Below are 14,516 nucleotides of genomic sequence, written 5' to 3'. Positions count from 1 at the left end.
TCTGGTCTGGCACACTCTCCTCCCAAGGCAAGATTGCACCCCGCAGGCTCTTGGTGTTAAATGCCCGTCCAGATGGCGCTGACGAGGGCCATCCCCAGTATTTGGACATCCCATGCAAACTCAACCCCACGCGGGCCCGGGCACACTTTTCTCCCTGACCTGGCCGCTGTTTATTGATCTCGCCCTGCACTTTCTGACCGGGGCCCTCAACACCTTCATGGTGGGCCACGTCTCCTATCAGGGCGTCGCCGCACTGGCGGTCGGCAACCAGGTGTTTGATCTGGCCATCACCTTGTTCAGCTTCGTCAGCATAGGCACCAGCGTGGTGATCACCCAGTATCTGGGGGCTGGCGATCGGGAAAAAGCCCGCATCGTCATCCACACTGCCATCGGCTTCAACCTGCTGGTGGGGCTGGTGGCCGCGGTCGGCGTGCTCGCCGGCGCCGGCACCATGCTCTCCCTGATGAACCTGCCCGCCCACCTGATGGGCGATGCCACCCTTTATTTGCAGATCATCGGCCTGTGCCTGCTGCCGGAGGCGGCAGCCCTCTGTCTGGCCGCCACCCTGCGCGCCCACGGTCATACCCGTCAGGCCATGTACGTGACCCTGACCGTCAACCTCATCACCTTCGTCGGCAACCTGCTGCTGCTCTACGGCTGGTTCGGCCTGCCCCAACTTGGGGTAGCCGGGGTTGCCATCAGCACTGTGGCGGGTCGCATCGTTGGCGTAGTGCTGCTGGTATGGCTGGTGACGCACAAGACAGGCATCCGCTTGCGTCTACCCGAGATTGTCCGTCCCAGCAAGGTCATGCTGGACAAGGTGCTGCACATAGGCCTGCCGGCGGCGGGGGAGAACCTCTCCTGGATGCTGCAGTTCATGGTGGTCACCGCCTTCGTCGGCCTGCTCGGTGACAAGGCGCTGGCGACCCAGTCCTACTTCTTCCAGATCTGCCTGTTCATTCTGCTGTTCGGCCTCTCCATAGGCCTTGGCAACGAGATCATCATCGGCCATCTGGCGGGGGCGCGCCGCTTCGAGCAGGCCTATAACCAGCTGATGAAGAGCCTCAAGTTAGGCCTCATCGTCACTACGCTGATCGCCATCGCCGCCGCCCTGAACGGCCGCGCCATCATCAGCCTGTTCACCGACGATCCGGACATCATCACCCAGGTGGCACAGCTGTTTCTCATCAGCCTCATTCTCGAACCCGGCCGCACCTTCAATCTGGTGGTGATCAACGCCCTGCGTGCCACCGGGGATGCCCGTTTCCCGCTCTACATGGCGCTCGTCTCCATGTGGGGGATTGCCGTTCCGCTCGCCTATTTCCTTGGTATCATGCAGGGTTATGGACTGGTCGGCATCTGGTTGGCGCTCGCCTGCGATGAGTGGGTGCGCGGTCTGGCCATGTTCTGGCGCTGGCGCAGTCGTCGCTGGCAAAACAAAATTCTTGTTGAAACATAAGCGGAATCACAATGAAGAAAATCGGACTCTTGTTGGCTGCCATCCTGCTCAGCCCGCTGGCCATGGCGCAAACCGCGCCCGCCGCCCCCAAGGCGCAGGCCTCCAAAATCTGGTATGTGGCGCCCATCGCCATCGACGAGACGAGCGAAGCCCAGAAAGCATTGACCAAAGATTTTATGGCCCAGATGATCAAGACCATCAAAATCAATGAATACCAGACCGGCAAAGCGCTCGGCAAAACCAAGGATCCCAAGTGGCTGGTCCGCACCAAGTTGATGCCTGCCAGCACGGAGCCGCTGGTCGGCAAGAAGCACCCGCAGGGTCTCACCTACGGCAAGGGCATCCCCACCCAGGAAATCGTCGGCGAGCTCATCATGAGCGGCACGCTAGTTGCCCATGTCGGCCAGGGCTGGCGTGAGCCCATAGTGCCGGGCACCCCGGTGGCCGAGAAGATCACCATAGCCAACTACCAGTACGCCATCGGCAACGAAGCCAAGGCGCCGGATCTGGAAGAGCTGGCAGCGCAGATAGGCTTCGAAGTGGGCAAGGTCATCGCCCGCGATGGCAAGCCGCTGCCCGAGAAGAAAAAGAAAAAAGAGTAAACGCCATACCCGTTACGAAAAGGGGCCTTGCGCCCCTTTTTGCTACCCCCTTGCCAGCCCGCCGCCGTCATCAAACCGTCACAACTGTGATCGAGATTCCAGTTTGAAGCTCAAAACCTTACTTACAAATGACTTATCAGCTTGTGATTCAATGAGTTAAAAATCATCTTCCCCATGCAGCAAATCATTGGTCCCGAATTCGATCGGGATCACATTTATCTCTGGGGGGAAGGGGTACTTTTGTTTTGAAGGCACAATCAAACGAAACCAAGGAGGCTTCATTACATGTTCCCAGAGTACAGAGATCTCATCTCGAAACTGAAGAGCAGTGATGTCCATTTCCAGAAGAAGTTTGACTTGCACAACGACCTGGATGCGGAGATTAGAAAGTTGGAAAAGCATCATGCCAGCGACTACAGCTCCGAGGTGAAGGATCTGAAAAAACAGAAACTCAAACTGAAAGAGGAGATATACGACATCCTCAAACAACATCCACATTAGACGCCTCGACGAATACCCGGATAAGCAACTTATCCCTCCAGCCCGGCTCAAGCCGGGCTTTTTATCACCCGCTCACAACGGCGCGGCGCAGGCCATATCAGGCCGCCACCGCCTGCGGGTCATCGTCAGTCTTGCTGGGCGGCACGCAGATCACCAGACTCTCGGCCACTGCTCTTCCTTATCAGCGACGGGCATCTCGGCAGAAATCGTCAGCGGATAGGCGTTGATCCCCTCCCCCTGCAAACGGGCCGCCTTCTCGGCGCTGCTGACCGTCACCGCTACCTGCTTGCCTGCCGCCAGCAGAGCCCGCGCCAGCGGCAGCCCGAGACCGCCCGCCCCCTAAATACCGATCGTCCCGGCTGCATATTGTTCTGTCATCATCCCTTCTCCTGCTTGACGCCGTGTGCCCCGCAGCTTACCTGCCTTGGAGAGAAAAAAAGCTTTGGCCTACAGAACTCAATACGTGATCAACATGCCACGATATATAAATCCCTTTTTGATACTTGTTCAGGTATTTACTAGAACGGAATATCCTCCCACTCCATTTCTGGTTCTTGCTTAGAGTGATTTAATTTTTGGATACCGAATTTAGAAAGTAAAGCATTAAATGAATTAATAAACCCTTGCGATTCCATCAACAAAGAATTATCAGACACCTGTTTTTTTAAGCTATCAAGTAAATCTACTGATATATTATCCAACGATTTAAGGATGGCAACTTTATCAAGAGCTTCTTCAGGTGAGCTGGCGTTAGACACTGCTCCTGACATTGCCATTAGAATTTTATTCTTCGTTTTTGGCGATTTGATCAAGGTTTGAAATATTGCTTCCGCCACATCACCAATAGTTTTATTTTGAGCTTGAATGCCTTGGTACTTACCAATAAAACCATACGGATCTAATCCTTTGCGTAAAGGTATCACAAGAACATCACGACCAACGGCGAAGCCAACTTCTTGATCACACCAACGACTTTCTTGAAAACCAGGCATTAGAATTGCCACTAAGGCATCCATAGTATGGAGGGCAGCTTCAATTTCCTCTTGCCACTGTTTCGTTGGCTCAATGTCTTCATGTGCAACAAAACTAGAAATTGCATATTTCCTTAAAGCCGATTGTAAATGAGATGTTTGCACTTTGAATGAAGCTAAATGACTAATGAACAATTTAAAATGCCCGGCCTTCCAAAAAGTTACTTCTTTTGTAGACATAGCATTCATCATCGGTATTTCAAGTGAGAGTTCCTCTGCAATTTTAAAAAGAACTTCATCACTAACCTTTGAAAGCATATCTTTTGAATATGAGCGCTTACTGTTAGTTGGGTAACTAGCCTCTATTGGAACTTTATGTCCAGAAAAATAAACATCAATATCTGAAAACGTCATTCTAGATTGTAATTCAACAGCAATCGCATCAATAAGCTCAATTTTCTCTAAACCATTCATGATTATATTACTCTCCCCTATATAAATAACTATGCATTACGAAATGAATTTTTATAAAACAACATGCTGCGGTGGTGGATTCAGCCCCGTACATCCTGCCCAGCCTTACCTAACATATCAACACATCATCTTTGATATTTAACAACTAAAAGTGACCAAACTGTCAGATAGCGATAACAGATATAACACGCATTAAAAATACCAATAAGCGGGCCAGTGGCCCGCTTGGTTATATCGATTTCACCCCACACTCACACCGGCGGATGGAAATGGCTGGCCTCGCGGGTGGCCATCTCCTCGTAGGTGGCCCACTTCTGCCAGGCAACCTGTTGCGCCACCTGCATCAGCCGTTCGGCTTCCTCGGGGTGGCTCTGGGCCAGCACCTGGTAGCGGTTCTCCTCTGCCCTGTACTCGGCGAGCGGAATGGAGGGGCGCAGGCTGTCGAGGCTGAAGGGGTTCTGCCCCGCACTGCGCAATACAGGGTTGTAGCGCAGCAGCGGCCAGTGACCCGAGTCCACCGCCCGTTTCTGCTGGGTCAGCCCCAGCTCCATATCGATGCCGTGGGCGATGCAGTGGCTGTAGGCGATGATCAAGGACGGGCCATGGTAGGCCTCGGCCTCGCGCAGCGCTTGCAGCGTCTGCTGCGGGTTGGCGCCAAAGGCGATACGAGCAACATAGACGTTGCCGTAGGAGATAGCCTGCAGCGCTACATCCTTCTTGGCCAGCGTCTTGCCCCCCGCCGCGAACTTGGCGACGGCACCGAGCGGCGTCGATTTCGACATCTGGCCGCCGGTGTTGGAGTAGACCTCGGTATCCATCACCAGCACGTTCACATCGCGCCCGGAGGCGAGCACATGATCGAGCCCCGCCGAGCCGATGTCATAGGCCCAGCCGTCGCCGCCAACGATCCAGACCGAGCGACGCACCAGCTGATCGATGAGGGACAGCAGCTCGCGAGCCTTGCCGGATTTCACCTCCTCCAGTCGTTCACGCACTTGCGCCACCCTGCCCCGCTGGGCGCGGATCTCCGACTCCAGCCGCTGCGGGGCGCAGATAAGCGACTCGACCAGCGCTTCTCCCAGCTCCCCCTTCATCGCCTTGAGGGCTGCCACCGCCTGACCATGATGCTGGTCAGCCGTGAGACGAAAGCCAAAGCCGAACTCGGCGTTGTCCTCGAACAGGGAGTTGGACCAGGCTGGCCCCTTCCCTTCCGCGTTCTTGGCCCAGGGAGTGGTCGGCAGGTTGCCGCCATAGATGGAGGAGCAACCGGTGGCGTTGGCCACCAGCATGCGATCGCCAAACAACTGGGTCAGCAGCTTGAGATACGGGGTCTCGCCACAACCGGCGCAAGCGCCGGAGAACTCGAACAGGGGTTCCAGGAACTGGGCACCGCGCACGGTGGAGAAGTCCACCCGCTCGCGGGCAGGCCAGGGCAGGCTCTCGAACCAGCGCAGCGCCTGTTTCTGACCGGCGAGGTGTGGCGCCTTGTCCAGCATGGCGATGGCTCGCTCGCCTTCGTGCGACTCATCTGCCCCGACCCGTACCGGACAGGCCTGCACACACTGGCCGCAGCCGGTGCAATCCTCCGGATAGAGCTGCAAGGTGTAGCGGCTGTCGGGGAAGCCTTTGGCGGTGACGGGCACCGACTGGGCTGCCTCGGGGGCAGTCGCCAGCCAGTCCTGATGGTAGAACTTGGCCCGCAGCGCCGCGTGGGGACAGACGAAGACACAGTTGCCGCACTGGATGCAGATATCGGATTGCCAGACAGGGATCTCGCGGGCGATATCCCGCTTCTCGAAGCGGCTGGTAGCTGTGGGATAAGTGCCATCCACCGGCAGCATGGAGACGGGGATGAGATCGCCGCGCCCCGCCAGCATCTCGCCAGTGACCCGCTGGACAAAGTCGCTGCCGCCCGGTGCCAGTGGCAGCGGATAGTCGCTGATCTGCTCATCACCGGCCGGGATCGCCACCTTGCTTAAGTGAGCCAGGGTATCGTCCACCGCCGCGAAGTTGCGCGCCACCACCTCGGGCCCCTTGCGGGCATAACTCTTCTCGATGCTCTCCTTGATCAGCGCAATGGCCTCGTCCCGTGGCAACACCCCGGCCAGCGCGAAGAAGCAGGTCTGCATGATGGTGTTGATGCGATTGCCCATGCCGTTTTGCTCGGCCACCCGATCGCCATCGATGCAGTAGAGCTGGATATTGAGGGTGCGGATGCGGGCCCGCAGCCGCTCGGGCAGCTGGCCCCACACCTTGTCTGCTTCATAGGGGGCATTGAGCAGCAGGGTCGCCCCTTGGGCGGCGTGCTCCAGCAAGTCCACCGATTCGGTGAAGCTCCACTGGTGACAGCCGATAAAGCTCGCCTGCTCGATAAGCCAGGGGGCGTCTATGGGCTCGGGGCCAAAACGCAGGTGGGAGACGGTGCGCGAGCCCGACTTCTTGGAGTCGTAGACGAAGTAGCCCTGGGCGTGGAAGCCATCCAGCTCGCCGATGATCTTGATGCTGTTCTTGTTGGCGCCAACCGTGCCGTCGGCGCCAAGGCCGAAGAAGAGCGCCCGAACCCGGCTAGGAGGCTCCAGATCGCCGATGGGGTGCCAGGCCAGACTGAGGCCCGACACGTCATCCACTATCCCCACGGTAAAGCGCGGGCGCGGTGCATCGGAGGCTAGCTCCTCGAACACGGCGGCGCACATGGCGGGGGTGAACTCCTTGGAGGAGAGGCCATAGCGGCCGCCACTGAGCCAGGGCAGCCGTTTGACAAGGCCGCGCTGCAAGCCGTCGATCAGCGCGCTCTGCACGTCCAGCAGCAGCGGCTCGCCGCCCGCCCCCGGCTCCTTGGTGCGATCCAGTACCGCCAGCCTGCGCACACTCTGCGGCAGCGCATCGAGCAGCGCCTGCACCGGGAAGGGACGATAGAGGCGCACCACCAGCACCCCTGTCTTGCGATCCTGCCGGTTGAGCCAGTCGACCGTGGTGCGGGCGGTGGCCGCCCCCGATCCCATCAGCACGATGACATCGGTGGCATCGGTTGCGCCGTGATACTCCACCAACCGGTAGTGGCGGCCGGTGAGAGATCCCAGCTTGTCCATGCACTGCTGCACCCGGGCCGGCACTGCCTCGTAGAAGGGGTTGACGCTCTCGCGGGACTGGAAATAGGTATCCGGGTTCTGGGCCGTGCCGCGCATCACCGGATGATCCGGGTTGAGCGCCCGGGCACGGTGGGCCCGCACCCAGTCGTTGTCGATAAGCGCCCGGAGCTCGTCCCTATGCAGGGCCGTGATCTTGTTCACCTCGTGGGAGGTGCGAAAACCGTCGAAGAAATGGATAAAGGGCACCCGGCACTGCAGGGTGACGCTGTGGGCAACCAAGGCCAGATCCTGCGCCTCCTGCACCGAACAGGAGGCCAGCATGGCAAAGCCGGTGCTGCGCGCCGCCATCACGTCCTGATGATCGCCGAAGATGGAGAGCCCCTGCGCCGCGAGCGATCGGGCCGCCACATGGAACACAGCCGCGGTCAACTCCCCGGCGATCTTGTACATGTTGGGCAGCATCAGCATCAGTCCCTGACTGGCGGTGAAGGTGGTGGCGAGCGCCCCCGCCTGCAGGGCACCGTGCACAGTCCCGGCCGCTCCCCCTTCACTCTGCATCTCCACTACTGTGGGGATGTTGCCCCAGAGGTTGGTCTGCCCCTCGTCCGCCCAGGCGTCAGCCAGCTCGGCCATGGTCGAGGAGGGGGTGATGGGATAGATGGCGCACACTTCGCTCAGCTGGTACGCCACCCGGGCCGCGGCTTCGTTGCCATCGACCATGATCAGTTCATGTTTCATTGGGACTCCTCCGGTTGGCGCAGCAGGATGGCGTGACAAGGGCACTGGTCGTGACAGGCACCGCAGCCGGTGCAGCGCGTCGCATCCACTTGATAGCCCTTGCCCGGCCCCAGCTTCTCGATGGCCTGCTCGGGGCAGCTGCCGTAGCAGCCGTCGCACTCGAAGCAGTTGCCGCAGGAGTAGCAGCGCGCCGCCTCGTAACGGGCGGCCACCTCATCCAGCCCGCCGATGATCTCGCCAAAGTCGTCCCGCGCCCACGCCGGTTTGACCGGCTGACTGCTGGCGGGCGCGTGGGTCTGGAACCAGAGTTGCAGCTGCTCCGGCCCCACCAGCGGGTAGGAGAGCGGTTTGTGGTAGTGGCGACCGCGCAGCCAGACATCCATATGGCGTGCCGCCTTCTTGCCGTGGCCGGTCGCTATGGTGACGGTGCGCTCGGAGGGCACCATGTCGCCGCCAGCAAACAGACCCGGCACATCTGTCATCAGGTTGTCCGCCACCTGCACCACTCCCTCCTTGTTGATCCGCACGCCGGGGATGCTCTCCAGCACGCTCAAATCAACCTCCTGCCCGAGCGCCAGAATAAGGGAGTCCGCCTCCAGGGTTTCAAACTGGCCGGTGGGCACAGGCTTGCCCTGCTCATCCAGCGCCATCACCTCCACTTCGATATGGATGTTGTCGAGCTGGCGGATGCTGCGCAGCCAGTTGATCTTGATCCCCTCCTCCTCGGCCTCAAGGGCTTCGAAAGCGTGAGCCGGCATATGATCCCGGTCGCGGCGGTAGATGATCATCGCCTCTTCAACACCGAGGCGGCGTGCGGTGCGAGCGGCGTCCATGGCGGTATTGCCGCCGCCGTAGATCGCCACCCGCCGTCCCAGTTTGGGGGGTGGCAGTCCCTGCTCCTCGGCCAGACTGGCCTGCTCAAGGAAACTCACCGCATCGAGGATCTTGCCCGCTTCCCGGGCCGGAATATCGACCCGCTTGGCCAGATGGGCGCCGATGGCCATAAAGACGGCGTCAAAACCCCCCTCGTCACGCGCCTTGAGCACGTCTTCCACCTTGTGGTTGAGAGTCAGCGTCACTCCGGCAGCAAGAATGCGGGCCACCTCTCTGTCCAGCACATCGCGAGGCAGCCGGTAGGCGGGAATGCCAAAGCGCAGCATGCCGCCAGCCAGTGGCCCCGCTTCGCGGATCTCCACCTGATGGCCAAGCCGGTTGAGGTGCCAGGCGCAGGAGAGACCGGAGGGACCGGCGCCGATCACCAGCACCTTCTTGCCACTGGCGGGCGCAGGTGGCGCAGGCTGCCAGCCTTTGGCCAGCGCCTCGTCGCCGAGGAAACGCTCGATGGCGTGAATGGAGACGGCATCATCCACCTGGGCGCGGTTACAGGCGCTCTCGCAGGGGTGATAGCAGACCCGGCCATGGACGGCAGGCAGGGGATTTTCTTCGATAAGTTGCTGCCAGGCTGCTTCAAAGCGGCCCGCTTCGGCGAGGGAGAGCCAGGCCTGGATGTTCTCGCCAGCCGGGCAGGCGTGGTTACAAGGTGGCAGGGCCGGCCGCCAGACGGGCAGCCGGGTACGGACCGGGCCTGTTCCCGTTTTCTGGGAGAGATCCGGCTGTGGGGTCATATCCAGTTGTTTGCTCATACATTGCTTTCTTCTTTTTGTGTGACAGGCCCCATCCGATGGCACTTGATACCGTTTAGCCGAAGCGGGCGGTGGCCGGAGAGGGAAGAAGCGAAAGCGTTAGAAACTGGAAGCTGGTTCGATAGTGGACTGATTTTTGTACTGATTGACGGATCAGGATCAAATAATGTTGCACTTTATGGGGTATGGAGAACAGAACGTGACCCCTGTAACATCTTGCCCGATTGAAGATGTGATTGGGTTGACCATGTCGCACCTTCGACAACCGGCGCAGCACACTGCAGGGATGGCTGCCACGACAGTCACAGCGCTCTTCCCCTTGTTGACACAGGACACTTCACAGGATCAGGACATGCCAACACTCGACAGCATTCATCTCTACCCCATCAAATCAACGGCAGGCATGCCACTGACTCGCGCTCGGGTGACCGAAGAGGGATTGCAGGGAGATCGCCGCTATATGGTGGTCAAACCGGACGGCACCTTTATCACAGCCCGTACCCATCCCCAGTTACAGCAAGTAGTGGCGACCCCCATAGAGGGCGGCTTGCAGTTGCGCTATCCGGGATTTGAACCGCTCACGCTGCGAGAACAGGATTTTTCCCGCACACCTCGGACTACCGGCGTCTGGCGCGACAGCTTCACCGCCCTGCATACCGATATCAGCGCCGATCTCTGGCTGAGCAAGGTCACGGGTGAGCCGGTCGCCTTGCTCTGGCTCGGCGAGCAATCGGATCGTTTCCGGGAAAAAACCGGCACCCGGGTCAGCTTCGCCGACGGTTATCCCCTGCTGCTGATCAGCCAGAGCTCGCTCGATGACCTCAACCTGCGCTCCGATGCCCTGCACCAGATGAGCCAGTTCCGTACCAACCTGGTGGCAACCGGAACCCGGCCGTTCGAGGAGGACAGCTGGGTCCGCATCCGCATCGGCGAGGTGGAGTTCAGTGTGGCCAAGCCCTGCAGCCGCTGCATCATGACCACGGTGGAGGCGGGCACGGATCGCTTCAATGCCCTGAAAGAGCCGCTGGCCACCCTCACCCGCTATCGTCGCGGCCAAGATGGCGAGGTCTATTTCGGCCAGAATCTGGTGGCACTGAACGAGGGCTGGATTGAGGCGGGCAGCGAGATAGAGGTGCTGGAAACCGCCCGTCCCCCCGTCTACCCCAATGCGGCGCCGAAGAAGCGGGAGCTGGTCTGCGTCGCCCGCGAGCCGCTGGCGCGGGATCTGGAAACCTTCTGGTTCGAAGCCGCCGACGGCGAGCCGCTGCCCGACTACCTGCCGGGCCAGCACCTGCCCATCAGTCTGGATATCAAGGGCGAGCGGCTGCAACGGCGCTATACCCTGAGCTCAAGCCCAGATCTGCCGGAGCGCTACAGCATCAGCGTCAAGCGCCTGGGTGAAGGGCGCATCTCCCCCTGGCTGCACCACCAGCTGCGGGTGGGGGATACCCTGCTGGCGGCCGCACCGGCGGGCGAGTTTCACCTCGGCACCGAGCGCAGCCTGCTGCTGCTTTCGGCCGGCTCAGGCGTCACCCCCATGCTGTCGATAGCCCGCACCCTGCATCTCAGACACGAACTCGGCGACGTGCACTTCATGCATTTGTGCCGCAGCGAAGCAGATATACCGGCCGCCGCCGAGCTGCACGCCCTGAGCCGGGCAGGCATGCAACTGACCCTGATCCTGAGCCAGCCGGATGCTCACTGGCAGGGGCTCAAAGGGCGGCTGTGCGATGATCATCTGGCCCAGGTCAAGGGGTTGACCGGGCGCGAGGTATTTATCTGCGGTCCTCACGGGTTTATGGCCGATGCGGCCGCCAGATTGTGCGCACTCGGCGTGGCTGCGGACCGCATCAAGCAGGAGAGCTTTGGCGGCGCCATTCTTTCGGTGGCTCGCCCTCATCAGGCGGTGCAGCTGCGTATCGGTGAAGAGACCTTTACCGGCAACAATCAGGGCACCATACTGGATCAGGCCCACAAGCAGGGAGTGGAGCTGCCCTGGAGCTGCCGCGCCGGCATCTGCGGCAGTTGCAAGCAGACCCTCGTCTCGGGGAAAGTGGATCACCCGGATGCCCCGGCCATCACGGCAGCCGAGCGGGCCGAAGGCAAGATCCTCACCTGCTGCGCCGTGCCCTTGACCGATCTGGTGATCGGGCCGCGATAATAGTGCGGGCCGGGAGCATCATGGGTTAAGCGCCCCTCGGCCCTTATTTTCCCCGCTGTTTTTACCCCCTTCCCTTTTCTCGGCATACCCGAGCCATGCTGCTCCTCCGGCCCCCTATACTCACTGCAGAACAATAAAAACCCTCAGAAGTACCGGCCTTCGCCGTGTGACAAAGGGGGTTATTCTGGTGAGAATAAGGACGCTCAAACCATGGAACAGAACAGACCTGCCTTTCAACTCAATCTCTTGCTCTCCGTTGTCACCCTGATCCTGCTATCGCTGGTATTTTTTGCCTACACCTGGTCAGGGACAAAACTCGAGCAGAGTTATCAACAACGCTACCAATCCTATCTGCTGGCCGATGAGCTAAGGCAATCCTCCGACGATCTGACCCGGCTCGGTCGCACCTATGTGATCACCAAGGATCCCGCCTATGAACAGCAGTACATGCGGATCCTGGCCATACGCAACGGCGAACAGAACAGACCGGAAGGCTACAACCGCATCTATTGGGATTTCGTGGCGGCCAGTGGTCAAAACCCCAGACCCGACACCTCGCTGCGTCGTGGCCTCATCGATCTGATGAAGGATGCCGGCTTTACCGACGGTGAGCTAGCCAAGCTCAACGAGGCCAAGAACAACTCGGATGCCCTGGTCAGTACCGAAGTCGCCGCCTTCAAGCTGGTACAACAGCAGGAGGGGGATCTCGCGGCCAACCAGCAAAAAGCCATCGCCATGATGCATGACAAGGCCTATCACCAGAACAAGGGGCGCATCATGGCCCCCATCGATGACTTCTACGTCATGATGGAGACCCGCACCCAGCAGGCAGTGGACGATGCCACCAGCCAGTCTGCCATGTTGCGCTATCTGTTTATCGCCCTGGGCCTGGTATTGATGTTCTTCCTGTGGCGCACCTATCGTGCCCTGCTCGACTTGACCGGCACCTCGGTCAGCCAGCTCAGAAGCGATCTCAACAGTCTGGCGCAAGGGGATTTCTCCCGTCAGATCCATGTACCCGTTGGCGCACAAGAGAGCCTGATCGGCCTGCTGGCCACCATGCAGTCAACCCTCAAGGGGATCATCGCCCAGGTCTCCCACTCCAGCGAGGAACTGTCAGGATCGGCCGACAGCATAGCCCAGATAGCGGAGCAGACAGCCCAGTTTGCTACCTCCCAGCAGACCAGTACCCAGACAATGGCGGCCGCCATCGAGGAGCTGGTAGTGAGCATCAGCCACCTCTCCGACAACGCAACCCATGCCGACGAATTGAGCAAGGTGTCGGCCAACACCCTGGAAGAGGGTTCCGGCGTCATCAAGCAGACCCTGGACAGCATAGAAAACATCTCCAGCACTGTAGGGGATGCGGCAAGCAGCCTCTCCGAGCTCAACAGCCACACCCAGCAGATTTCGGACATCATAGAGGTGATCCGCGGCATCGCCGATCAGACCAACCTGCTGGCCCTCAACGCCGCCATAGAGGCAGCGCGGGCGGGAGAACAGGGGCGGGGCTTTGCGGTGGTGGCAGACGAAGTGCGTAATCTCGCCAGCCGCTCGGCGGCCTCGACCCAGCAGATCACCGGCATGATCAGCAAGATCCAGAGCGGGGCGGATGCCTCCATCCGCAGCATGGAGAACACGGTCAACAACGTCTCTCGCGGCGTGAGTCTGGCCAACCAGACCGGCGAGGCCATCACCAGCATCAAGAGTCATGCAGCCAACCTGACCGGATTGATGGGGGAGATAAGCCACACACTGCGCGAGCAATCCACCGCCGCCAACGAGGTGGTTTCCACCGTCGGCCACATCACCTCCCTCTCCGAGCAGTCGGGGGATGCGGCCCGTCACGTATCGCAGGAGGCCGCCAAGCTCAAGCAGCTGTCACGGCTGCTGCGCCAGGAGATGGGTCGCTTCAAGCTTTAAAGAACGCTGAAAAGCAAAACGGCTGCCCAAGGGCAGCCGTTTGTTTGGCAAGGCTTTTTTCAAGACCGGATGGCATCAACCACGCAGGGCGGCGATGCGCTGTTCGATGGGCGGGTGGCTCATGAACAGCTCGCTCATGGAGCGCTTGCCGTTGATGCCAAACGCCATCATGGAGCCTTCCATCTGTGGCTCGGCACCGCGAGAGAGGCGCTGCAGCGCAGCAATCATCTTGTCACGACCCGCCAGCTTGGCGGCACCTGCGTCGGCGCGGAACTCACGCTGACGGCTGAACCACATGACGATCATGGAGGCCAGCACACCGAATGCAATCTCCAGCACGAACACGGTGATCATGTAGGCAAAACCACCGGAGCTGCTGCTCTCTTCGTCGTTGTTGGAGCTGAAGAAGTTGCTGATGACACCGGCCACGATACGGGCGAAGAACATCACGAAGGTGTTTACCACCCCCTGGATCAGGGTCAGAGTCACCATGTCACCGTTGGCCACATGGCTCACTTCGTGAGCCAGCACGGCTTCCGCCTCGTCGCGGCTCATGCTGTAGAGCAGGCCGGACGAAACAGCGACGAGGGAGTCGTCACGACGGGCACCGGTCGCAAAAGCATTCATCTCCGGTGAGTCGTAGATCCCCACTTCCGGCATCTTGATACCCGCTTCACGGGCCTGACGGGCAACTGTACTGACCAGCCAGTGCTCTGTCTCGTTACGGGGTTGCTCGATGACCTGGACGCCATAGCTGCGCTTGGCCATCCACTTGGACATCAGCAAGGAGATAAAGGAACCCCCAAAACCGAACACGGCACAGAACATCAACAGACCGGAAATGCTGGACTTGTTGATCCCCAGAACCGAGAACAGGATATTGAGTACCACCCCCAGCACCAGCATGACGGCCAGGTTGGTCACCAGGAATAGCATAATTCGCTTCATATAGACT

At 59.8% G+C, this 14,516-nt stretch carries 9 protein-coding genes and 1 pseudogene; 5 read left to right on the top strand and 5 right to left on the bottom strand.

Annotated features, from left to right (window positions below):
* Positions 1–112 precede the first annotated feature (112 nt).
* The 3 genes from AC1P02_RS12935 (at position 113) to AC1P02_RS12925 (ending at position 2,562) form a co-directional block, all read left to right on the top strand.
* Positions 113–1,459 (top strand): MATE family efflux transporter, encoded by a 1,347-nt coding sequence (locus AC1P02_RS12935; protein WP_485182406.1) that lies wholly within the window; start codon positions 113–115, stop codon positions 1,457–1,459.
* Between the two features lie 11 nt (positions 1,460–1,470).
* Positions 1,471–2,061, top strand: coding sequence for a hypothetical protein (locus AC1P02_RS12930; protein WP_485182405.1), 591 nt, complete (start codon positions 1,471–1,473; stop codon positions 2,059–2,061).
* Between the two features lie 285 nt (positions 2,062–2,346).
* Positions 2,347–2,562 (top strand): HP1242/YdcH family protein, encoded by a 216-nt coding sequence (locus AC1P02_RS12925; protein ID WP_005313020.1) that lies wholly within the window; start codon positions 2,347–2,349, stop codon positions 2,560–2,562.
* Between the two features lie 103 nt (positions 2,563–2,665).
* Here the strand turns inward: AC1P02_RS12925 and AC1P02_RS12920 are convergent.
* From AC1P02_RS12920 to AC1P02_RS12905, 4 genes and pseudogenes are all read right to left on the bottom strand, one after another.
* Positions 2,666–2,883 (bottom strand): annotated as a pseudogene (locus AC1P02_RS12920) (SDR family NAD(P)-dependent oxidoreductase); the annotation flags it as partial.
* Positions 2,884–3,080: 197 nt separating this feature from the next.
* Complete coding sequence (locus tag AC1P02_RS12915; protein ID WP_485182404.1) at positions 3,081–4,007, bottom strand: TIR domain-containing protein; 927 nt, start codon at positions 4,005–4,007, stop codon at positions 3,081–3,083.
* A 251-nt stretch (positions 4,008–4,258) separates the two neighbouring features.
* Positions 4,259–7,834: a pyruvate:ferredoxin (flavodoxin) oxidoreductase gene (nifJ, locus tag AC1P02_RS12910; RefSeq protein WP_485182403.1), complete on the bottom strand. Its 3,576-nt coding sequence runs from the start codon at positions 7,832–7,834 to the stop codon at positions 4,259–4,261.
* Positions 7,831–9,477: an NAD(P)-binding protein gene (locus tag AC1P02_RS12905; protein WP_485182402.1), complete on the bottom strand. Its 1,647-nt coding sequence runs from the start codon at positions 9,475–9,477 to the stop codon at positions 7,831–7,833. The genes nifJ and AC1P02_RS12905 overlap by 4 nt, the downstream gene beginning before the upstream one ends.
* 352 nt (positions 9,478–9,829) lie before the next feature.
* Here AC1P02_RS12905 and AC1P02_RS12900 point away from each other — a divergent pair, with 352 nt between their 5' ends.
* Positions 9,830–11,638: an MOSC N-terminal beta barrel domain-containing protein gene (locus AC1P02_RS12900; protein WP_485182401.1), complete on the top strand. Its 1,809-nt coding sequence runs from the start codon at positions 9,830–9,832 to the stop codon at positions 11,636–11,638.
* 210 nt (positions 11,639–11,848) lie between these two features.
* Positions 11,849–13,561, top strand: coding sequence for a methyl-accepting chemotaxis protein (locus tag AC1P02_RS12895; RefSeq protein WP_096119199.1), 1,713 nt, complete (start codon positions 11,849–11,851; stop codon positions 13,559–13,561).
* A gap of 75 nt (positions 13,562–13,636) precedes the next feature.
* On the opposite strand, the gene htpX is transcribed toward AC1P02_RS12895, so the two are convergent.
* Positions 13,637–14,509, bottom strand: a complete 873-nt coding sequence (htpX, locus tag AC1P02_RS12890; protein WP_485182400.1) for a protease HtpX — start codon at positions 14,507–14,509, stop codon at positions 13,637–13,639.
* Positions 14,510–14,516: the final 7 nt, after the last annotated feature.

It is taken from the genome of Aeromonas sp. TS_SC_11 (genome assembly GCF_057318915.1).
Note: the sequence above shows the minus strand (reverse complement) of the source record. Positions and strands in the feature narration are given on the sequence as shown.